Below are 21,320 nucleotides of genomic sequence, written 5' to 3'. Positions count from 1 at the left end.
ATTTGCTGTTATTTATGAAATAACTCTTGCATAACCTGTCACGAAAAAAACATATCTTGTCACGGAATCCCAACATCATAAGGAAAGCAGTTATCAGCAATCATTTCTCCAAAGGAATGATTGCTGATAACTGCTTAGTTAAATTCACGTTTGACTAAAGCCAGTGCATTAGCCACGACCTGATCCATATTCAAGTACTGATAGGTCCCCAAACGTCCCCCAAAAATCACATTCGGTTCTCCTTTAGCCAACTTGACATATTTCTTATACAAGTGGGTGTTCTTCTGATCATTCACCGGATAATAAGCCTCATCACCTTGACGCCACTCCTTTGAGTACTCCTTGGTAATGATCGTATCCGGCTGCTGCCCAAAGTTAAAGTGCTTATGCTCAATAATCCGCGTATAAGGTGTTTCCTCATCGGTAAAATTAACAACGGCGTTCCCTTGATAATTTGCCACATTTTTTAAATAAGTGGTTTCAAATTCCAACGACCGATATTCCAGAACCCCTAACTGATAATCAAAATAATTATCAATCATTCCTGAATAGATAATTTTCGGATACTCCCGAAGATAGGTAGCTTTATTGTCAAAAAAATCCTGATTGGTCTCAACGACAATCCGATCTGAAGACAGCATTTTTTCCACAATCGCCGTATAACCAGCCACAGGGATCCCCTGATACCTATCAGAGAAATAGTTGTTATCAAAAGTAAAACGAACAGGCAACCGTTTAATAATAAAAGCAGGCAGGTCCTTTGGCTCTTTGCCCCACTGCTTTTTAGTGTAAGACTTAATCAATCGCTGATAAATATCTGTTCCAACCAAAGCAATGGCTTGCTCCTCTAAATTTTGAGGCTTTTTCCCGGCCAGCTCAGCCCGCTGCTCAGCAATTTTGGCCTGAGCTTCTGCTGGTGACGTAATGCCCCACAATTGATAAAAAGTATTCATATTAAAGGGTAGATTATACAGATTTCCCCGATAATTGGCGATCGGAGCATTGATAAAATGGTTAAATTCCGTAAATTGATTCATATACTGCCAAATCACATCGTTCTGAGTATGAAAAATATGGGCACCATAACGATGTACATCAATCCCGCCAATCCTTTCCGTGTAAATATTGCCCCCAATATGGGCCCGCTTATCAATCACCTTCACCCGATAGCCCCTTTGCGCAGCTTCGTATGCAAACGTCGACCCAAACAAACCAGCGCCTACAACTAAATAATCAAATTTATCCATAAGCTTTTCTTCTCCCTATCACCGACTCACAAAACTAGTTAAAGCCATAAATTTTTTGAAGCACCCGGTAAACCCCAATCACCGTAAAACGACCTGTTCTCCCTGGTAAATTGACACTGTAACCAATAAAACTTTTACGCATCAATTGATACAATGTCCGATTTTTTTGGGCAATATACGACCATAACTCAGCTTTTTTCGTTAGACTTTCTGGCGAACCATCTTTTAACAGCATTACCGAAGACACACTGGTAATGATTTCAATGTACTGACGCATGTACTTTTGCTGATCCTCAGACAAACCCTGTAGATCCGAATAAAAATCCACCATCCGTTGATTAACGAACAATTGTTGATCGATACGAGCAATCATGTTTTTCTCATTGACCGATTGATCCTCGCGACCGATAAAATAACGATAAAAATCAACATTCAAATAGTACATCCGCTTCACATACGGCAGAGGCTCAAAGGCATAGAGATTGTCCACATAAAAGGTGTGAGCCGGCAGCTTGAGTTGACAGTCTTCCAAGACCTGTCGCCGATAAATCAGCGCGTGCATCAGTAAATACTTGCCAACTGGCAAATTGACTTCCTTCCATGAAAAGACTCGATCAACTGGTAATGTGGCGGAATAGTTAATGCTCTTTTTATTACGGGCCCCCACTTTTTCATAAACATAATTATTAATAATCATATCTACGCCACCTGACTCAGCCAAGTGATCAATCAACTGCAAGACAGCCTTTAAGGCACCTTCGTCGACCCAATCGTCGCTGTCCACAATTTTTACATAGTCTCCCTTGGCTTCTTTTAAGCCAGCATTAATCGCCATTCCATGGCCACCATTTTGTTGGTGAATGACCTTGATGATCTGTGGGAAACGGCGCTGAAACTCATCAGCGATTTCAGCAGTTCGATCCCTTGACCCATCATTTACGATAATAATTTCCAGTTGTTGGCCACCTTTCAGTAAAGACTCCAGACAATGTGCCAGATACTCTTCCGAATTATAGCAAGGAACAACCACACTTAACGATTTCATTGTTAACGTACTCCTTTTTCTCTGAAGGCCCCTATTCCTTCTTCATGATTTTGAATTTCATCATGGGATAATTAATAACCACTTGCAACACAATGTTGACGATATTAGCAAACGTCGGAGCAAAGCCATGTAATACGGACTGAGTTAATTTTATGATATAGGGCGGTAACCAAATGGAGATAATCCCCGCAAACATCACAGTCAACAGATACCACGGCAGTACTTTTTTTATCTCCACCGTAGCCGAAAAAACAAATTTTCGCTGAACGATAAAGTTCACGACTTGGGCGCAGCTATAAGCCAAAAGAAAGCTAAGAAAGCCCCCAAGCCCCCCTTCCTTTGAGGAATAATTGAAAATAAACCAGTGAAAGTCAATCTCTGACAGATTGGCAAACAACAAGCCAGTGCCAATCCATAAAACAATAAAATTGGTGATCGTCGCTACATTACTCATGATATTAAACATGATAAACTCAAATAAATCAGGGTGTTTCTCTTTAAATTGTTGAATAGCCCTTAATGGACTTCTTTTTTTAGATTCCACTGGTTAATCACCTTTACAAGTATAGTATAGTGTAGCTTAGATTCCTCTTTTTTGCAATTTTCGATTGCGACGAAAGGCTCCTACTAACTGGCCAAAGCCAGCCCAGAAACGACCATTGACCATCACTAAAACAGCTTCCATCATGTCCTGATTGGCCATGCCGTTGGTCATCTTACCGACAGCTCTAAAGGTCATATTATAAATAAATAACACATTTAAGTTAGGTTTCCCCTTCTTTTCACTGCGCTCTAGCATCCCATCCAAAATCCGATACACAAGGCGAGCTAATCCACTTTTGGCATAAACCAACTGACTGATTGAATCATTCAAAAACAACTCTTGGCCTTTAGTAAATGGCAAGAGTCGAACCTCTCGCCCTAATAATTCTTCAAACTCAGCCAGACTAACATCAGTCACCTTCCCACTAAAGTAATGGGGTATCGATTCTAGTTCATAAGGCGAACTCACCTCCCCCACTTGCTGAATACTGCCCTTCAACCGAATATCCTGAACGCTAGCACCTACTAACAAATCATAGTCACCTGGCTCAACAGCCCACTCCTGAGTCAGAATATTGTAATAACGAAAGGTCTTGTCATCAAAAGGAATCTCAATGCGCTGACTTTCCCCAGCCTTCAGAAAAACTTTCTTGAAACCTTTCAGCTCTTTAAAGGGGCGATAGATGACCTCTGATCCTTTGGAAACGTATAGTTGAACCACTTCAGCTCCATCATACTGACCTTCATTTTTGATCAAACAACTGATTCCTGTCTCACTGACGGTCAAGTCAGAATAACCAAACTGAGTGTAACTTAAGCCAAAACCAAAAGGATATTTGACCTCTTTTTGAACCGTTTCAAAATAACGATAACCAATATAAGGGCCTTCTTGATAAACAGTTTGATTGGTTGCGCTTGGGTAGTCTCTAGCAGAAGGTAGTTGCAGGTAATCATGAGGATAAGTTTCACTCAGTTTACCACTAGGAGTGGCTTTCCCCACAATCACATCCAACATGGCACTAGGGCCTGCCTGTCCAGCTAAATAGCCATGAAGAACCCCTTGAACGTCTTGATCCCAAGCCATGTCAATCACCGAACCCGCCGAAATTATCGTTATCACCTGTGAATTAACTGCTGTGACAGCCTTAATCAACCCAAGCTGATTAGCAGGTAAGGACAATGTACTACGATCCAAGCCTTCTGATTCACTGATTTCATCCAGACCGATGTATAGCAAAACCGTCTCAACTCGTTTGGCCAAAGCCACCGCTTCATCAATCAGTTCCTGATCCTCTTTAAAACTTCGATGATAGCCTTTGGCAAATCCCTGATAGTCAAGGTCGTAAGAATCTATCACTTCTAAAGTTGTATCTAATCGAGTCGGATTAACCACCGACGAACCTGCCCCTTGGTACCTTGGCGTCTCAGCAAAATCACCGATGATCCCAACCTGAGCTTTTGCTTTCAAGGGTAGGACCTCTTGGTTTTTTAATAACACCACGCTCTCTCTTGCGGCTTTCTTAGCCACTTGATGGTGGTCTTCTAAGGTATCTGGGCTTTTTTGATAATTAAGACTAGCTGTTGCTAAAAGAACTGTCAATAATTCATCGACCCGCTGATCGAGGACCTCCTCAGATAAACGGCCAGATTTAACGGCTTCGACCAGTTCTTTTGCTCCGTTAACACCAGTCGTTGGCATTTCCAAATGACTGCCTGCCGCCACCCCTAAGACATGGTCATTACTGCCTCCCCAGTCAGACACCACAAAGCCATCAAAGCCCCATTCCTCAACCAGAACGTCCCGTAACAGCCACTTATCTTCATTGGCGTAGACCCCATTCAACCGATTATAGGCCGTCATAACAGATTTGGCTTGACCTTCTTTTACAGCTATTTCAAATCCAGTTAAATAGATTTCTCTTAAGGTTCGCTCATCCACAATTGAGTCAGTAGTCATGCGACGAGTCTCTTGACTATTGGCTGCCAAATGTTTCGGACAAGCCACAACGCCATTTTCTTGGATTCCCCGAGTGTAAGCCGCAGCCATCTTCCCTGCCTGATAAGGATCTTCACTAAAGTATTCAAAATTGCGACCGCAAAACGGGTGCCGCTTGATGTTCAGACCTGGCCCCAATACAACATGAACATCATTGTTACGAGCTTCCGCCCCTAAACTACGGCCGATTGCCTCACCAATTTCGGGATCCCAACTGTTGGCAATCGTTGCCGCTGTGGGAAAGCATGTCGCCTTCAAACTGGCATTTAAGCCTAAATGATCCGCGGCCCCTTCTTGTTTTCGTAAACCGTGGGGCCCGTCTGACAGAAAGATTGAGGGAATTCCTAAAGCCTCATAAGGAACGGTTTCCCATGTACTTGCTCCTGACATCAAAAAAGCTTTTTGAGTTAAATCTAATTGTTCAATCAATTGTTTATTTTTCATTATTCTGTTTCTCCTTTCAACCACCCTGTCTGTCCCAGACCCACTAGTTGCTCCTGAAAATGGTTGGTTTCGCCATTTTATCTCTTATTTTCAGTATAACATCAGGGGAAACGTTTGCAATCACACCTGCATAACTTGAACCATTTCATTCATTTTCTGTCATTGAAGTCAGCCAATCAGTCCTGTTGGCTATAGCACAAGCTTGATAATTTTGTTATACTGTTTCTCAAAAGCACCCCTTATCTAAAGGGGAGATTATGGGGGATTATTATGCGCATTGCGATTGTCGAAGATAATGAAGCCAATCGACTCACATTGGAACAACATATCAATACTTTTTCTAGCGATCATCACCTTAGCTGTACCATCGATTGGTATCCTAATGGTCTCAGCATTGTTGACAATTATCAAAGTAATTACGATATTATTTACTTCGATGTGGAAATGGAAATCATGGATGGCATGACCGCGGCAAAAAAAATCCGCCTAGTGGATGAGGCCGTGATGATTGTCTTTATTACTAACTATGTCCAGTTTGCGATTGAAGGCTATGCCGTAAATGCCGTGGATTTTCTACTAAAACCACTCAATTATTTCAACTTTAGTGAACACTTTAAAAAGCTCTTAAAGAAACAGGCCAACCAAGAACACAAACACCTGACGATTAAAGCCAGTAGTGGCTTTAAAAAAATCAATCTCAACGAGCTGGTATTCGTGGAAAGCGATGGCCATTATTTAAAACTTCATACTCTTGAACAAACCTATACAATTTTAGATGCCATGAAACATATGGAACAAAAACTAAAGGAAGACGGCTTTTTCCGTTGCAATAATTGTTATTTAGTGAATTTAAAGCATGTCTCAGGCATTGAAAAAAACATTGCCAAAGTCGGTCGTTATGACTTGCAAATCAGCCGCCCAAGAAAAAAAGAATTTCTTGAATCCTTAACTAATTATATCGGAGATGACCTCTCATGATTCAAGACGTGCTGCCTAATATTCCCCGCTACTATACAGCTTTGGCTGAATGGTTAACCTGTTTGATTTTTATTTTGCCCCTTACTAAACGCCACCGCTGGCCAGTTGTTTTTATCTTAATGGGCATCGGTCAGTTTCTCTTGCAACTCTTTGTCAGTAGCTGGCCACTGGCCTTTTGGATTGTCGGCATGGCATTGAATGTCCTCTGGATGTTTTTAACCATTCTGGCATGTAGTGTTATCAACCTAAAAAATGCTAGTTACCTCTGTGCCAAAGCCTTTATTGTCGCAGAGTTTATGGCCGCCTTTGCTTGGCAGATGTATTGTCACATCTTCCTTGATTCCTTTCCAGATAATCCATATGTAGCCATTGGAACCAATCTCTTTTGGTACTTGCTTATATTAGGGATTATTTACTTTTTTGAGCACCGTGTCCATCAAATTGACATTTCCTTAACGCTTCAAAATCGCAATGTCTTTATTGCCATCCTGACAGCTATTATCATCTTTGCTATCAGCAATATTGGGTTTCTGTTGGCAAGGACTACTTACTCCTTTGGTGATCCTTTATCGGTCTTTCTCGTCCGGACCCTGATTAACTTTTGCGGTATTTGTATCCTCTATATGCAGGAAAAACAATTGTATGAGCACCATTTGCAAAATGAATTAAAAGCGGTGAATAACATTTTCCAAAATCACTACGAGCAATATGTAGCCTATAAGGAAAGTGCCGGCTTGATTGAACAAAAGTTTCACGATCTAAAACACCAAATAGAGATTATTCGCATGGAAGAAAACTCCGAAAAAAAGGAAGCTTATCTCGATGAAATGACTCAGGTTCTCAACACCTTTAGCTCTGACATCCATACCGGCAACGGGATTTTAGATACGATTCTTTCACGAAAAAATATTTATTGCATCGAACATAATATTCGCTTTACATGTATTGTTGACGGCCAACTACTAAACTTTATGGATACCATGGATATTTGCAGTCTCTTTGGTAATGCCTTAGATAACGCCACAGAAGCCGTCTTGCGCTTACCAGACAGTGAGCAGCGTCTCGTTAATTTAAGAGTCTTTAATCGGGGCAACTTCGCTATGATTTTAGTTGAAAACTATGCAGCTGATCAGATTGAGCTCTCTGCCGGTTTGCCTCAAACCACTAAATCCAATAAGGACTATCATGGCTATGGTCTAAAAAGCATTTCTTACATTGCTGACAAGTATGAAGGCAATATGAGCGTCACCGCCGAAAATAACTGGTTTTCCTTAAAAGTGCTCTTTCCTGTCAACACATAAAAAAGATCAGACTATCACTCCGATGGTCTGATCTTTTTTGTCTTTGCCTGAACCTGTTTTAACACTCGATTATCACAGTTCCCTGATAATACAAGCCCCGTAATAAATCAAGGCTCCCATCACAAAAGGAATCAAGGTTGACACAAATATATCCCAGTAACTATTTGGATGAACCTCAGCAAAAAAAAAAACGACAGACAGACAACATAACCAGGCCTTCCAATCTTTGTCCCTTTAACTATTTCATTCATCCATTGGTTTCCTTTTTTACCAGTTGATTCCTGACTTAACTAAATTCAGTCTAACAAGGCCCAATCACAGCAACAAGAGCTTTTGTTTAGGTTACATCTCAGGTTGTTTAAGTTGCAATAATCACTAATAAGATTGATACTATATGAATAATATGTTGAAAAACTCGTTTGTTTCACCAAATAAACCTAAACTTCAATCAAAAGGAGGATTAAATGTCAATCGATGCACGCATTCAACAAGAATGGGCCACTTGGAAGTATTACGTCATGTCCCGTTCTCAACAACAATACAACGATATTCGTCAACTTTTTTCAGGTAATCAATGGAGTCCCCAAAAAGACGCCCAGTTTCACTCACTCTTGGAAGAAGCTCAAAGGACTAACCCCACTCTTGGTAGTCTGAGAAATGCTTATCAGCATGTCTGGGGTTATTTTAAAAGAGTCGCCACGGCCGATGAAAAGAAGGTCTTCCAACAAACATTAGCTAGTCTGACCTTAACAAGGGATGAGGTCGCCCCTTTATTACGCAACCTAGCGACGCACTATCAGATCGATTATTTGCAACAGTCTAAACTCCTTTTCCCATAAAACACAAGCTGGGATATACAGTCATTTTGTTTCCTCGTTGGACAACTCGTCACAGATAAACACATGCTCCCAGCACTGCATAAGTTACGATACCTTCACTCCTGCAAGTTTACTTGCTTCGAAATTTAGGATAACGAAACGAAGTAAAGTGTCCCTCACCTCTAAAGTCTAAAGACCTAAGAATAACGGCAGCATTTAGAATTTGTTGAGATCGAAACAAGCAGACTTTTGGAGCGCGTTTATCGCACAATGTTCGTAAAAGTATCAGAGGCTGGGACAATAGTCCCAGCCTCTTTATTTATTTTTATAGGCGACATAATAATGCTTGGCGGTTTTTCGGAAAACAATCAGACCATAGACCATAATGCCAATACTGGCTACCATCAGTGAATAAAGAAGACTAGCCATCCATGAATTCAAAACCAGATATTGCTGTAACACACGGCCTGCCACATAACAAACCATTCCCATTATCACACTACCAGCAAGAACTCTGCCGATATTACGGCGAACATAATACAACGGTCGAATGGCGTATTGATGTACTAAACGTTGATAAGCCATGATGGTAATCAATCCAAAGGAAAGGGTTGACGCCACATTCGCTCCATAGCCCTCCAAGAAATAAATACAAGGCACTTGCAAGATCACCTTAGCCAGCAAGCCATAACCAAAATAGCTAAGAGCCAAACGATGTTCCCCCAGAGATTGGATAATCGTAAAAACAGTAGCAAACAAAGAAAAAGCCACTGCCGCAAAAATAGCTACGACTAAGTAATTCCCTCCTTGCTTATCAGGACCAAAAATCAAACGATAAGCCGGTTGCGCTAAGACCATCAAACCAATTGCCATTGGGATTAACATCATTAACGTCATGCGCAGACTATCAGCCACTGCCCCCTCTAATTCACTGCGATTACGTTTTCCTATCTCAGCGATTAACGGTAACGAGGCGCTGCCAACTGAAGCCGCTAACGCAATTACCAAAGCGGTTAACTTATTGGGATTAGCTGATGACTGACTAAATAAAAATTCAATTTCCTTGAGGGTAAAGCCACCTTTTGCTATTAATATTTCCTTTAACATCAGCTGATCAATCAACTGAGTTAAGGTAATGGCTGAACCGATAATCACAAAAGGAATCGATTCTTTGATTATGGCGCTCACTAATTGTTTGACCGATACAGGTAGCACGGGTAAACTCTCACTTATTTTCCGGCGATACTGCTGACGTCTTCGGTAGACGTAGATTACAAGGTATAAGAGTGCTAACACCCCACCGATAAAAGAGGCAAAGGTACTGAGCTTGACTGCTTCGGCAATATTGCCCTGATTAACTTGCAAAATAAAATAGGTAAAGCCTAAGATAAAGACGACCCGACCGAATTGCTCTAAGATTTGCGATAAGCTAAAAGGTTTTAAATCATTATTTCCTTGAAAAAACCCCCGAAACACGCTTAAAATGGGAATAATTGCTAAGGATGGACACAGTGATCGAATACACATAATCGCGTCCTCAATATTACTAACCGGACTATTTCTCGCTAAAACAGGTGCCAAGACATACATTAACAATGCCGAGACTATGCCAGTTGCAGCCATTAGTAGTCCGCTGACTTTCAGTACATTTAAACTAGTTCGAAAATTATTTTTGCCATTGTATTCTGCCACTTGCTTAGCAATGGCGCTTGGAAAGCCAGCTGTCCCAAGAGTTAGAAATAAGGCATAAGGCACATAGGCCACGTTATATAAAGCTTGCGCCTCCAATCCTTCTTGTTGGCTGCCCATCATGGCTAACCAAGGAATGATGTAGATTATGCCCAATATTTTGGAGAACATATTAGCGAATGACAACCAAAATGTGCCAACAACTAATTTCTTTTTCATCTTACCTACTCTCCTTCTCAACTTATCTACTTTAGCAGATTAAGCCGATTTGAACAATTCTTTTTTGAGAGTTTGACAAAGATTTAAACTAATCACTCGGAACTCACCTCAAGGTTTCTGGCGAAACGCCTATGCCTTAATCGGACGATGTCTTTCGTTTAAGTATAGAATAACTGTTAGAATCCCTACAAGGAGGCTGATAATCAAGGTTAAAAGAATCGGTTCAATTGGAATAATACCGATGTTAACAACCACGCCGGCTAGACCGACGACAACCAAACCACCAAGCATGCCTAACATACTCATCATACTTTGCTTAATCAGCTGCGTTTCCTCCTGCCAATCATAATAAGCCAGTCGATTGCCAATCAAAAGACCAATGACGGCTGTAGCAACGACAAACACTAGAGGTGTCACAAAAAGAGCCACCGTTTCCAATAAGTTAGGTTTAAGGGCCACACCCATTAGGGCCGAACAAAGCAGTGATGTTGGTAGCGTAAAGCTTAAGTTAACTAATAAATAACTATCGTACAAGGTTTTGGAAGAAATTGGTAGCGACTTAATCACCCAGATCGTCTTCCCTTCCAAAGCCAGCGACACACATGCCGTATTAGTCATGCTCGCCATGGCCCCAATCACAAAGGGGGCCGCACTTTTCAAAATCGGTAATATCCCCGGCATTTCCAGTGTTCGAGCTACTGTTTCCGGGCCAACCGCCAACATGGCACCGGCGGCAATGATCGCCATGATACACCCCATTAACAGATTGGTCGCCACAACCGTACTTTTTAAAATGCGCAACATGGTCTTCTTGTACAACGCACTTACCATGCTCACTTGCTTTAACGGCTTCAATTGATAATTGGCCCGATTGGCTCTTGAGGTAATGGCTGTATTGATTTGCTGGTAACGCAAAGATAAGAGATAAACAAATAATAAATACCACCCAATCGACAGCCCCGCAAACAACAGATATTTCGCAAACTGACCCTCTACCACGCCAGCCGTAAATAAACCCGCAGGTGGATACACACGGTTAATCACATCTGAGATGACAGGTGCCAATGATGACAATGCTGAGATATCAAAGTTACCAGAGCCGTCTACTAAACCTCCTAATGAAGAATTAACTGAACCTAAACTCATACTGCCAATTAGAATCCCAATCACTAGCAGAAAAGATAATACGGTCGCCACAACATTGGCATAACGAAACTTGGTTGAAATAGCAGTAATTCCTGCCCCAATGACAGCGGCGATAGTCGTTGGAATTAAACTACTTAAAAAGATACCTATTAGCCATAGAGGATAAAAATACCAGTCTGGTCGGCCATACCAGCCATAAACAGCCCCCATCGGCCCCATTACCAAGACACTGATAAAGGTATTCCAAAGATACATATTGATAAACCGACTATTGATAATCTCTCGAGCTGAAATCGGTAGTGACATGACTAATTCATAATCATTAAACCCAAATAATTCCCCGTTAGCTTTAAAAATCGTAAAAAAGAGAGTGATGACACTACAGATCATCAAGGCAATCCCTGGAGTTAAGTCATTTAATCCGATAAGCGCATACCCTACTGCCATACTTGTCAAATACCCCACAAGCATCAGCAATAACAACCCAATCACAGCCACCATTAGTTTTTTATTACGCTTTTTCTTAAGGTCTGTTTCATAGCGGAAGACGTTTAGTCCCGTTTGAGCTAATAGGCGATTCTTAACCAATAACCAAGTCAAAAAAAAGCCATTTCTTTTTTGTGTCCTTGTCGTCATGATATCCTCCCCCTACTCTTGATTAAGAATATCCATAAAGATATCTTCCAAACTGCCGCCAGTTTTTTCTGACAACATATCTTCCATAGTTCCAGCAAAAGCCAGTTTTCCATGATTAATCATGGCCACTTTATTACAGAGCTTTTGAGCCACATCCAAGACATGTGTCGAAAAGAAAATCGCACTGCCCTTTTGACACAACTCCTTCATGATTTGTTTTAAGACAACGGCTGCTTTCGGATCCAAGCCAACAAAGGGTTCATCTAAAACAAGTAACTTAGGTTCGTGAACAACTGCGGCAATGATGGCCAATTTTTGTTTCATCCCATGGGAATAAGAAGAGACTAAATCCCCTAAATTAGGGGTCATCTCAAAACTATCGGCGTATTTTTTAATCCCCATTTCCCGACTACTAGCTGATACTCCAAAGATATCAGCCATAAAATTCAAGTATTGAATTCCAGTTAAATGCTCGTACAAGTCAGGATTATCAGGAATATAAGCTAATTGCTGTTTGCAAATTAATGGTTCTTCCTTCATGGAATACCCGTCAATTAAAATTTCCCCTTCTTCGTAATCCAAAACACCCACAACCGCTTTGATTGTCGTGCTTTTACCAGCACCATTGTGACCGATAAAGCCAAAAATATCCCCAGCTTCCACTTGTAAACTAATGGCATCAACCGCTTTTTTTCCACCCTTATAGGTTTTACTAAAGTTAATTATCCTTAACATCTGTCTTCCTTCTTTCCATAAAAGCTGTTGACTATATATTATCAAAATGATAACATAATTACAATGATAATATAAAAAAAGGACAAATAGGATTTTTTTCTTTGATAAAATCGCCTATTACGCAACTAGATAGTTCCTCTTAGATAATTGTGACTATGTTGATCAACTAGTAGAACAACATGTTTTAATTATTTTACGGGATGTACATAGAAAGGAAGTAAAAAATGGCTCTCACTACTAAAGAATTGATGGAATGCTTTATCAACCCTAACAAGAGTAGTATCCTCTTAACCATTCAACAACTTGGAACTTGTACGGCAAAAGAATTGATGGCACAACAACCTGACATCCCTCAAGCCACACTTTACCGAACCTTAAAGCAACTGACTAAAAAGGGCATTCTTAAAGTGGTATCAGAAAAGAAGGTTCGTGCAGTTGTAGAGAAAACCTATGGTCTAAACGACTCCTTCGGGCTAAATATCGAGGCCATGTTACATGAAAATAACGGTCCCGCCTATTTTCAATTAATGAGTAGCTTTACGCTTCAATTAATGGCCGAATTCAAGACTTATTCAGAACGACCTTCCATCGACATTATCCACGATGGTTCCGGTTTCTCTGCGACACCTATCTATGTCAACGAGGAAGAGATAAAGGACTTAGCCCAAGAAGTAGCCAATGTAGTCAAACCTTATCAAACAAAATCTACCGATCCAGAGACCCAACAAACATTACATACGATGGCCGTTATTTTTACGCCCCCTCAGTCTTCAAGCCAGAAAAATTCAGAATAGAAGAGGCGTTACTTAATGCTTATTTTTCTAATGATACCCGCCCTACTTTTAGTAATAGGTTGCCTTTTTCACTACTTAACTGCCGCTACCAGAGGAAAACAGCGCTCTGCAAATGTTGATGGTTCGGCCCTCCTTGTGATTGATATGCAGGAAGGAATCATCAATCAACCACATTACACGCACAAAGAGAAACTAATTAGCACCATTCAACAAACCATTGAAGGTTCCCAACAGATGGACGTGATATTCATTACTCACAGCATTAACAAACACCCAATAGATACTTTGTTAACAGCCGGCCAAATGCAAACAGGTTCACCCAGTACTGATTTAATCAAACCTTTAGCTCAATTTTTTAAAAAAAATGTTCCAAAAACACCGAGCAGATGTTAGCGGCTGCATTTATCGAACTACTCTTGGTGGACTTAATCGCGGTTACGAGGTGACTTTTATTGAAAATGGTCTCTTTGCCACCAGTCAACAATCGAAAGCTAAGATGCTTGCTCTCTACCAAAAACAAGGGATTCAGATAACCTCAACTCCTTTCCAATAACTAGAATCCCACGATAATTTTGCCCATGCTAGCTGAGTTTACTAACAAACTCAGCTATTTTTTCTTGGTCGATGCCTTTTAATTTATTTGCTGGACTAACAGGCACCCAATTAGGTTTATAACCACCAAAAGCCATAATCTCTACTGCCCCTTGACGAACCCCTTCAGGTATACTAGCCACAATCACCTCTTCAGTAGTCTTTGGTTTCGAATGACATAAAAAACAGGCCAATTCTTTCGTCAACAAATGCGCCTCTTGCTTCTTTAGATAGTCTCGAATTGGTTTATACATCTTATCATTGCGAACTCCCGCCCCCACTATGACTCGTTCAAAATCTGCCAGCTCAGGTTGTTCAACCTCCACATTGGCAATCCTAGAGTCTTCTATCAACTGACTTAACAGTTTGGCACATTCTTCTGAAGCACCTGACTTAGTACCATAAATTATTAATGTTTTCATGACTATTCACCTTTCATTAACTTGCTGTAATGACCTTGATTTGCTATAATTCAATTGATTATCTCGTTAAAAAAGTATCTCGTTTGACGAGATATATTCTTATAATAAAGGGAGGCACTTATTTTGTCAACGAATCAAGACAACCACACCGAGGATTTAGCTAAACAATTGCCTGATTTAATGCGGGCTCTCGGCTCGCGTACCATTCTTTACCAGCAATCAATCATTAAACAACTGGATATTTCGGGGAACGATTTTATTTCCATTGACCTACTAAACGAACTTGGTCCCATGACCGCCGGTGAATTAAGTAAAAAGACTGACTTATCCACAGGGACCATTACCGCTTTGATTGACCGCTTGGAAAAAATTGGTTATGCCCGTCGTGAAAAAGACCCAAATGATCGCCGTCGAGTCATCATCGTGCCGACTTACGAAGAAAAAACAGAAATCAAAACTAGCTACGAATCCTTAAATCAGTCAATGCTTAACTTAGCAGACCGTTATACGCCAGAGCAACTTACGGTGATTAATCATTTTTTAACCAATGCCGTTGCCATTCTCGATGAAGAACTGCAAGCCAATAACCAGAAGAAGACTTAGGAAATCACACACCTAAGTCTTCTTCTGGTTATTGGAAACGAGCACTTTCTCTATATTCTAGTTGACGTCCAGCTTAACTCATCAACCACTGCCTAAATTTTGTTGCCCCTTCTCTAATTGCTACCGTTATTCTTGCGAATTTATTTTGTTAGAGATGGAGGACACTGTCGTAAAGCCATAAGAACAACCAAGCTTTTCTTATTATTTCCCTTTAAAATTATAAAGAGGCTTAATTATTTCTTTTACGTCAACCGTCTCTTCGATGTAACCTAAAATTTGTTTTTTCTTTTTATAAGCACCAGGAGCTTCATCAAGAGTTTGTTTGGAAACAGACTGGGTCCAGATTCCCTTCATGGTTCCCTCATACTTCTCCAAGGATAATTGTTTTCTGGCTGCCGAGCGACTAAGCAGACGGCCGGCACCATGAGGAGCTGACTGATTCCAGCTCGGATTACCTTTTCCCACAGCCAAAATACTGCCATCACGCATATTTAAGGGAATAATCACCGGTTGGCCTAGTTCTGCCGCTGTGGCCCCTTTCCGCAATATTTTTCGTTCCAAATCTATATAATTGTGAGGACAATCAAAAGAGTCCAAAACTTTTTTATCCCACTTCATGCCTTTTAAAATAGTCTCCGCCATGACCTGACGATTTTTGGCGGCATACGCCTGAGCAATTGCCAGATCCGCTAAATAATCCGTCATTCCCTGGCCTGTTAAATAGGCATGTTCTCTCGGTAAGGTCAACTCTTCATAAGCCCCTTTAAGTGGTTCATTCTCGCTTATCTTGCCAGATTGCTTGTCCTTTTTAACGAGCTCTTTCATTTCCCGACGCTCTTGAAGGCATGTGGCATACGCCATTTCTTGATAATAGTTAGCCACTTCTTGTCCCAATGAACGGCTGCCACTATGAATCACTAGATAGACACCATCTACGCCCTCGGCTACTTCAATAAAATGATTGCCACCTCCTAGCGTTCCCAAATTACGACGGGCTTGCTTGTAATTAACAGGAGACTTTAAGTCACCATAATCAAATTCTGCCACAGCTTGCTGGTGACTGACTTTCCCTGAAGGAATTCGATTGCGAATCAAACGCTCCAATTTATCAAAATTTTTCTTTAAGCCTTTCTTCTCAAGCTTAACAACAAAAACACCGCAGCCAATATCGACTCCTACTAAACTGGGAATCACCGACTCCCCGAGTGTTAAGGTGGTTCCTATGACACAGCCAGTGCCACTGTGAACATCTGGCATGATCCTTATCTGGCTGTCCTTTAAGCTTGCTAATTCACTTAAGCTCTTTAATTGTCCTGTGGTGCTGTTATCTAACTGGTCCGTATAAACCAGTACGTCATTGTATGTTCCATTAATTGTAATCACGCTAGTCCTCTTTCTATAGCTAGAGGAATCTTCGTCCCCTAGTTTTTTCTTTCCTAATAACTTCTTCTTTTCCACTCATAAGTCTCACCCCATCTAATTTTTTGGACACAAAAAGCCGCACTTCTCCTCAGAAAAGTGCGGCTTTTGATATTGCTATCGTTAGAAGGAACGAGCTGTTTTCGCACTGGCATTCCGTCTAAGCAGACTTTTCTGATTTTGACTGATACTTGGTTTAAACATCTCGATTCCTCCTTTCATTATTATTTAAGTACTTCCATATCTTACAAGAAATAACCCTTAATTGTCAAGCTCCTCCTTAAGGTAATAGCACTTATAGTCCACATAAGGATCTACCTTCACTTGAAACCGACTGTTAGCAGGTATTTCAAAGGTTTGCCCTACTGTATAAGTTTGCCAGTCATTCTCCAAGAAAACGGCTAGCTGTCCAGCCATTACTTCCATTCTTTCTTTAGCCTCAGTATTGAATTCATAGTCACCTTGGCACATAAAACCCAAGGTCAAAAGTCCATCCTCTGAATAAACCCTTCGACTTGTCACCTTACCGTCAAAATAGATATTGGCTTGTGGCTCTATTGTTCCTTTAATTTTCATCTGATCTCTCCCTTGTTTAAGATAACTCCTGATTTTTTTTAGCAGCTGCCACAACAGCATTCATAACTGTCGCCCTAAACTGACCACTTTCAAGGGCTTGAACTGCGGCAATTGTCGTCCCTCCTGGTGAACAGACCATGTCCTTTAACTCAGCAGGATGTTTGCCTGACTCCAAGACCATTTTAGCCGACCCCAGTACGGTTTGGGCTGCAAACTGATACGCTTGTGCTCGAGGTAACCCCGCCAAAACGGCTCCATCTGCCAAGGCTTCAATAAAGATATAAACATAAGCGGGAGCCGACCCGCTTACGCCTACCACCGCATCAATTAAATATTCCTCCACCAGTTCAACCTTGCCAAAGCTGCTGAAGACTCTTAAAGCCGAGTCCTGCTCATCACTGGTGACAGACTGATTAATCGACAAAGAAGACATTCCCTCACCCACTAAAGCTGGCGTATTTGGCATCACCCGAATAATCTTAGCCCCCTCAGGCAGTTCATTAGCTATAGTCTCAATGGTCACCCCAGCCGCAATCGAAAGGATGACTTTCGATTCATCAACCTCTGCTTTAATTGCCGACAAGACCGATCTCATCATAATCGGCTTAACAGCAATGATGGTCAGGTCAACCTGTCTGACTAAATCTGCCTCCGAGGCCGCTCTGCCAATCCCTAATTCTGCCGTCAACTTGTCCACTAAAGGTTCAACATCGTAGATAATAATCTCATTTTTCAGATACAGTCCCGCTGTCAACAGACCATTAATAATGGCCTGGCCCATATTGCCCGCACCAATAAACCCAATTTTTTCTGTCATCTCTTTCCCTCACTTTAGGTGCTTAACCACCAATTTTAACCGATGGATATTCTTCCTCCCATCGTTTTTTTATCTCAGCCAAACGTTCCTCCGATGGCGCCTGAAAGGACTCCCAAGGACGATTTAATCTTTCATACTTTTCTTTACCAAACTGATGGTAAGGTAACAGATGAACGGATGTCACTGAAATTTTTTCAGTTTTTAACCATGCCATCGTTTCAGTCATCTGTTGATTGTCAGCATTAATTCCCTCAAGCAATATCAACCGTAAATCAATCGTCGCTTGATGGTCGCTTAACTGTTTCAGATTGGCCAAAACCAGCTCATTAGTCACCCCAGTATAAGCCTTGTGGAGGTTGGTATCAACAAACTTCAAATCATATAAAAAGAGATCCACATAAGGCAATAACCGCTGATAGTTGGCAAAAGGGGCCACCCCACACGTGTCAATTGCGACTGAAATCCCTCTGCCTTTCAACTGTTTCACTAAAGGCTCAACAAAGGCCATATTCTGAGTCATCACCTCTCCACCAGAAAGGGTCACACCACCACCTGACTGTTCGTAAAAAAGCTGATCTTTTTCAATTTCTTTCATCAGTTCCGACAGTGTATAACCTTTACCAACCAGTTCGCTTTTGCCATTTTTTTTCGGCATGTTTTCACACTGATACAAGTGGCTCTCAGGATTATGACACCAAGCACAACGAATCGGACAGCCTTTAAAAAAGATCGTCGTACGAATGCCTGGTCCGTCATGAAGGGAAAACTTTTGAATGTTAAAAATCAAAGGCACAGTCATTTACTCACCTCTTCTTGACTGGCTACTTAGCCAAAATTTTGTTCCGTTCGGTTAATAATCTCATCTTGCAACGCTCGATCTAAATTATTAAAATAATCACTATAACCTGCTACCCGCACGATTAAATTCTCATACTCTTCTGGATTTTGCTGAGCCTTAATCAGCGTCTCTTTCTCAAACACGTTAAACTGAAGATGATGACCATCCATGGCAAAATAAGTTCTCAACAAGGACGCCATATGGGATAAGCCTTCTTCTCCCGCCACTACTTGAGGAGTGAACTTCTGATTGAGCAAGGCTCCACCGGTTTGGAGCTGATCCAACTTGGCCGCAGATTTAATCACCGCGGTCGGTCCTAAGCGATCAGCACCTTTTTCAGGTGAGATGCCATCTGGCAGAGGAATACCTGCCTTGCGACCATTAGGACTGGCTTCCATAACTTGCCCAAAATAAACATGACAGGTGGTAGGCAAATACTCCACAATCGTTTTAGCTCCCTTAGGGGTTGAACGCCCACCGATTACCTGTTGAAGTGTCACATTTACTTCTTTCAGTAAGTCATCAGCGGCATCATCATCATTGCCATATTTTGGGGTCTCATTATGGACCAGCTCAAAGACGTCGTCATAACCTTCAAAATTATCTTTACAGGCCACCAATAACTCATCCATACTTAAGTTTTTTTCCTCAAAGACTTGCTTTTTAATTACCGACAAAGAATCCGTAATCGTCGCAATCCCCACACACTGGATATAGCTCGTGTTGTAGCGGGCCCCTCCACTGTTGTAATCCAGTCCCCGTTTAATACAGTCATCCGTTATCACTGACAGCAGAGGGACTGGCATATGCTCCATGTACATGCGCTCAATCAAATTGTTGCCAGCCACTTTAACATCAACCACGTAATTTAATTGCTTTTCAAATGCGTCGTAAACATCCCTATAAGAAGTAAATCCCCGAGGATCACCTAAGTCCAAGGCAATCTGCTTATTTGAGTATGGATCAAACCCCCGATTTAAAACTAATTCGAAAATCTTCGGAACATTTAAATAACCGGTTAAAACATACGCTTCCTTACCAGCAGTTCCCGTCTCAACACAGCCACTGGCCACACCACTTTCCCGAGCATCAGCCATTGATTTGCCCATGTTTAACAATTCCTGAATAATGGCATCTGAATTATAGAAAGCAGGCTGTCCCCATCCTTTGCGAGAGATTTTAGCCGCTTCTCTGACAAAATTTTCCGGTGTTTTTCGAGAAATCTGGACATTTGAACTAGGTTGTAGTAATTTCAACTCATCCATGACTTCTAGAATTAAGTAACTAACGTCGCTAACCCCTGAAGTGCCATCTGGTCGTAGAGCCCCTGTGTTGATGTTACAAAAATCCGTGTAGGTCGCACTTTCTTTTAAGGTAATGCCGACTTTTGGTGGAGCAGGCTGGTTATTAAACTGAATCCATAAACACTCCAGCAATTCAAAGGCCTCTTCTCTAGTCAAAGTCCCCTCGGCTAATTCCTTATGATAAAAAGGTTCCAAATGCTGGTCTAATTTTCCAGGGGAATAGGCATCCCAATTGTTCATTTCTACAGTCACACCAATATGAGTAAACCAATACATTTGAATCGCTTGTCTAAAAGTTTTTGGTTGATTGGCTGGTACCACGTCACAGACCTGAGCCAGTTCCAGCAGCTCCTTGCGCCACTGAGGATCCGACTCCTCAGCTGCCAGTTCTCGGGCTAATGTCGCATAACGTTGCCCCATAATAATCATCCCTTCACAGACCAACTTCATGCCTTCCAATTCTTCTTTTTTGGATAAAGCCTCCATGTCCTGATTAAAATCCAACTCAGCAATCTCGTCGTTAATCAGCTCGATGTAATCACGAAAACCTCGCTGATATATTTTACCGTCAGCCACCGTATGCCCTGGTCCACGCTGCATGAGAAATTCGGTATACAAGCCACCATCAAACAAGCCATGCCACTCCTCAGGCAATAAGCGGTTCATCCGTGTCATCATGGCTCGTTCATGCCAATAAGGAATAATCACCTCTTCTTGAATTCGGCGATCTTCTTCCGAAACCTTAAAAAAGACCTTTTCACGCTTATTCATATTCTCAAAATCTGCCATAGTATGACAGCACAGTTCTGGAAAAGTTGGTGCGGCCCACGGCTTATGTCCTTTTTCTCCGACAATTAATGACCCTTTTTCTAAATAAAGATGACGCTTCTCCATGATGTCCTTAAAGACCTTCCCTCTTAGTATAGGGGTCGGACAACTTCCTTCATATTTTTTGTAGGCCTCTGTTAAAAGAACCGCCCTTTCCATGGAAATTGACGGTGTGCATTCTTGATCGCTAATCTGACGCAGGCGTTTGACTCTTTCGGTTGAGCCGCGACGAGTTGGTTCTAAGGTTAATGTTGACATGTTTTTCCTCCTATCTTTTTCTCACTATTCCAGCCATTGTGAAATAGGTAACTAAATAAAGCAGCACCCAACA

The 21,320-nt window shown here is 41.4% G+C and carries 19 protein-coding genes; 6 read left to right on the top strand and 13 right to left on the bottom strand.

Going from position 1 to position 21,320, the window contains the following annotated elements; all coding sequences use genetic code 11:
• Positions 1-134: 134 nt before the first annotated feature.
• The 4 genes from glf to RWN13_RS04365 all read right to left on the bottom strand — a co-directional run bounded on the left by glf (position 135) and on the right by RWN13_RS04365 (position 5,275).
• Complete coding sequence (gene glf, locus RWN13_RS04380) at positions 135-1,247, bottom strand: UDP-galactopyranose mutase (protein ID WP_314060826.1); 1,113 nt, start codon at positions 1,245-1,247, stop codon at positions 135-137.
• Positions 1,248-1,281: 34 nt separating this feature from the next.
• On the bottom strand, positions 1,282-2,292 hold the full coding sequence (locus tag RWN13_RS04375) for a glycosyltransferase (RefSeq protein ID WP_314060825.1): 1,011 nt from the start codon (positions 2,290-2,292) through the stop codon (positions 1,282-1,284).
• 31 nt (positions 2,293-2,323) lie between these two features.
• The gene (locus RWN13_RS04370; RefSeq protein WP_314061011.1) at positions 2,324-2,803 is read right to left on the bottom strand and encodes a GtrA family protein; all 480 of its coding nucleotides are present in this window, start codon (positions 2,801-2,803) and stop codon (positions 2,324-2,326) included.
• A 69-nt stretch (positions 2,804-2,872) separates the two neighbouring features.
• The gene (locus RWN13_RS04365) at positions 2,873-5,275 is read right to left on the bottom strand and encodes a glycoside hydrolase family 3 C-terminal domain-containing protein (protein WP_314060824.1); all 2,403 of its coding nucleotides are present in this window, start codon (positions 5,273-5,275) and stop codon (positions 2,873-2,875) included.
• Between the two features lie 270 nt (positions 5,276-5,545).
• On the opposite strand from RWN13_RS04365, the gene RWN13_RS04360 reads away from it, so the two are divergent.
• The 3 genes from RWN13_RS04360 (at position 5,546) to RWN13_RS04350 (ending at position 8,393) form a co-directional block, all read left to right on the top strand.
• On the top strand, positions 5,546-6,253 hold the full coding sequence (locus RWN13_RS04360) for a LytTR family DNA-binding domain-containing protein (RefSeq protein ID WP_314060822.1): 708 nt from the start codon (positions 5,546-5,548) through the stop codon (positions 6,251-6,253).
• Positions 6,250-7,554: a GHKL domain-containing protein gene (locus RWN13_RS04355; RefSeq protein WP_314060821.1), complete on the top strand. Its 1,305-nt coding sequence runs from the start codon at positions 6,250-6,252 to the stop codon at positions 7,552-7,554. Before RWN13_RS04360 ends, RWN13_RS04355 begins: the two co-directional genes overlap by 4 nt.
• Positions 7,555-8,018: 464 nt before the next feature.
• Complete coding sequence (locus RWN13_RS04350) at positions 8,019-8,393, top strand: YbgA family protein (RefSeq protein ID WP_314060819.1); 375 nt, start codon at positions 8,019-8,021, stop codon at positions 8,391-8,393.
• Between the two features lie 294 nt (positions 8,394-8,687).
• On the opposite strand, the gene RWN13_RS04345 is transcribed toward RWN13_RS04350, so the two are convergent.
• The 3 genes from RWN13_RS04345 to RWN13_RS04335 form a co-directional block, all read right to left on the bottom strand.
• Complete coding sequence (locus RWN13_RS04345) at positions 8,688-10,280, bottom strand: polysaccharide biosynthesis protein (RefSeq protein ID WP_314060817.1); 1,593 nt, start codon at positions 10,278-10,280, stop codon at positions 8,688-8,690.
• Between the two features lie 129 nt (positions 10,281-10,409).
• The gene (locus RWN13_RS04340; RefSeq protein ID WP_314060816.1) at positions 10,410-12,062 is read right to left on the bottom strand and encodes a hypothetical protein; all 1,653 of its coding nucleotides are present in this window, start codon (positions 12,060-12,062) and stop codon (positions 10,410-10,412) included.
• 12 nt (positions 12,063-12,074) lie between these two features.
• The gene (locus RWN13_RS04335) at positions 12,075-12,797 is read right to left on the bottom strand and encodes an ABC transporter ATP-binding protein (RefSeq protein WP_314060815.1); all 723 of its coding nucleotides are present in this window, start codon (positions 12,795-12,797) and stop codon (positions 12,075-12,077) included.
• 224 nt (positions 12,798-13,021) lie between these two features.
• Between RWN13_RS04335 and RWN13_RS04330 the strand changes: the two genes are divergently transcribed.
• Together RWN13_RS04330 and RWN13_RS04325 are read left to right on the top strand one after the other, a co-directional pair.
• Positions 13,022-13,591, top strand: coding sequence for a helix-turn-helix domain-containing protein (locus RWN13_RS04330; protein ID WP_314060813.1), 570 nt, complete (start codon positions 13,022-13,024; stop codon positions 13,589-13,591).
• 15 nt (positions 13,592-13,606) lie between these two features.
• Complete coding sequence (locus RWN13_RS04325) at positions 13,607-13,984, top strand: isochorismatase family protein (RefSeq protein ID WP_314060811.1); 378 nt, start codon at positions 13,607-13,609, stop codon at positions 13,982-13,984.
• A 188-nt stretch (positions 13,985-14,172) separates the two neighbouring features.
• Here the strand turns inward: RWN13_RS04325 and RWN13_RS04320 are convergent, their stop codons facing one another.
• Positions 14,173-14,604: a flavodoxin domain-containing protein gene (locus RWN13_RS04320; RefSeq protein ID WP_314060810.1), complete on the bottom strand. Its 432-nt coding sequence runs from the start codon at positions 14,602-14,604 to the stop codon at positions 14,173-14,175.
• Positions 14,605-14,727: 123 nt separating this feature from the next.
• On the opposite strand from RWN13_RS04320, the gene RWN13_RS04315 reads away from it, so the two are divergent.
• The gene (locus tag RWN13_RS04315; RefSeq protein WP_314060809.1) at positions 14,728-15,207 is read left to right on the top strand and encodes a MarR family transcriptional regulator; all 480 of its coding nucleotides are present in this window, start codon (positions 14,728-14,730) and stop codon (positions 15,205-15,207) included.
• A gap of 201 nt (positions 15,208-15,408) precedes the next feature.
• Here the strand turns inward: RWN13_RS04315 and RWN13_RS04310 are convergent, their stop codons facing one another.
• The 5 genes from RWN13_RS04310 to hypD all read right to left on the bottom strand — a co-directional run bounded on the left by RWN13_RS04310 (position 15,409) and on the right by hypD (position 21,247).
• Positions 15,409-16,590 (bottom strand): RtcB family protein, encoded by a 1,182-nt coding sequence (locus RWN13_RS04310; protein ID WP_314060808.1) that lies wholly within the window; start codon positions 16,588-16,590, stop codon positions 15,409-15,411.
• Between the two features lie 297 nt (positions 16,591-16,887).
• Positions 16,888-17,202 carry a pyrimidine/purine nucleoside phosphorylase gene (locus RWN13_RS04305; protein WP_314060807.1) on the bottom strand — a complete coding sequence of 105 codons (315 nt, stop codon included), beginning with the start codon at positions 17,200-17,202 and terminating at the stop codon, positions 16,888-16,890.
• Between the two features lie 16 nt (positions 17,203-17,218).
• The gene (gene proC, locus RWN13_RS04300) at positions 17,219-18,019 is read right to left on the bottom strand and encodes a pyrroline-5-carboxylate reductase (RefSeq protein ID WP_314060805.1); all 801 of its coding nucleotides are present in this window, start codon (positions 18,017-18,019) and stop codon (positions 17,219-17,221) included.
• A gap of 22 nt (positions 18,020-18,041) precedes the next feature.
• On the bottom strand, positions 18,042-18,818 hold the full coding sequence (locus RWN13_RS04295) for a glycyl-radical enzyme activating protein (protein WP_314060803.1): 777 nt from the start codon (positions 18,816-18,818) through the stop codon (positions 18,042-18,044).
• A 26-nt stretch (positions 18,819-18,844) separates the two neighbouring features.
• Positions 18,845-21,247: a trans-4-hydroxy-L-proline dehydratase gene (gene hypD, locus RWN13_RS04290; protein WP_314060802.1), complete on the bottom strand. Its 2,403-nt coding sequence runs from the start codon at positions 21,245-21,247 to the stop codon at positions 18,845-18,847.
• Positions 21,248-21,320 lie beyond the last annotated feature (73 nt).

The sequence above is a fragment of the uncultured Vagococcus sp. genome (assembly GCF_963518325.1).
Taxonomy (GTDB): Bacteria; Bacillota; Bacilli; order Lactobacillales; family Vagococcaceae; genus Vagococcus_D.
This window is presented reverse-complemented; position numbering and strand designations above follow the sequence as displayed.

Coding starts and splice junctions, on each gene's coding strand:
- RWN13_RS04340 (WP_314060816.1), bottom strand. CDS start 12,062: ATGACGACAAGGACACAAAAAAGAAATGGCTTTTTTTTGACTTGGTTA.
- RWN13_RS04295 (WP_314060803.1), bottom strand. CDS start 18,818: ATGACTGTGCCTTTGATTTTTAACATTCAAAAGTTTTCCCTTCATGAC.
- RWN13_RS04335 (WP_314060815.1), bottom strand. CDS start 12,797: ATGTTAAGGATAATTAACTTTAGTAAAACCTATAAGGGTGGAAAAAAA.
- RWN13_RS04360 (WP_314060822.1), top strand. CDS start 5,546: ATGCGCATTGCGATTGTCGAAGATAATGAAGCCAATCGACTCACATTG.
- RWN13_RS04320 (WP_314060810.1), bottom strand. CDS start 14,604: ATGAAAACATTAATAATTTATGGTACTAAGTCAGGTGCTTCAGAAGAA.
- RWN13_RS04375 (WP_314060825.1), bottom strand. CDS start 2,292: ATGAAATCGTTAAGTGTGGTTGTTCCTTGCTATAATTCGGAAGAGTAT.
- glf (WP_314060826.1), bottom strand. CDS start 1,247: ATGGATAAATTTGATTATTTAGTTGTAGGCGCTGGTTTGTTTGGGTCG.
- RWN13_RS04305 (WP_314060807.1), bottom strand. CDS start 17,202: ATGAAAATTAAAGGAACAATAGAGCCACAAGCCAATATCTATTTTGAC.
- hypD (WP_314060802.1), bottom strand. CDS start 21,247: ATGTCAACATTAACCTTAGAACCAACTCGTCGCGGCTCAACCGAAAGA.
- RWN13_RS04355 (WP_314060821.1), top strand. CDS start 6,250: ATGATTCAAGACGTGCTGCCTAATATTCCCCGCTACTATACAGCTTTG.
- RWN13_RS04350 (WP_314060819.1), top strand. CDS start 8,019: ATGTCAATCGATGCACGCATTCAACAAGAATGGGCCACTTGGAAGTAT.
- RWN13_RS04325 (WP_314060811.1), top strand. CDS start 13,607: ATGCTTATTTTTCTAATGATACCCGCCCTACTTTTAGTAATAGGTTGC.
- RWN13_RS04345 (WP_314060817.1), bottom strand. CDS start 10,280: ATGAAAAAGAAATTAGTTGTTGGCACATTTTGGTTGTCATTCGCTAAT.
- RWN13_RS04365 (WP_314060824.1), bottom strand. CDS start 5,275: ATGAAAAATAAACAATTGATTGAACAATTAGATTTAACTCAAAAAGCT.
- proC (WP_314060805.1), bottom strand. CDS start 18,019: ATGACAGAAAAAATTGGGTTTATTGGTGCGGGCAATATGGGCCAGGCC.
- RWN13_RS04330 (WP_314060813.1), top strand. CDS start 13,022: ATGGCTCTCACTACTAAAGAATTGATGGAATGCTTTATCAACCCTAAC.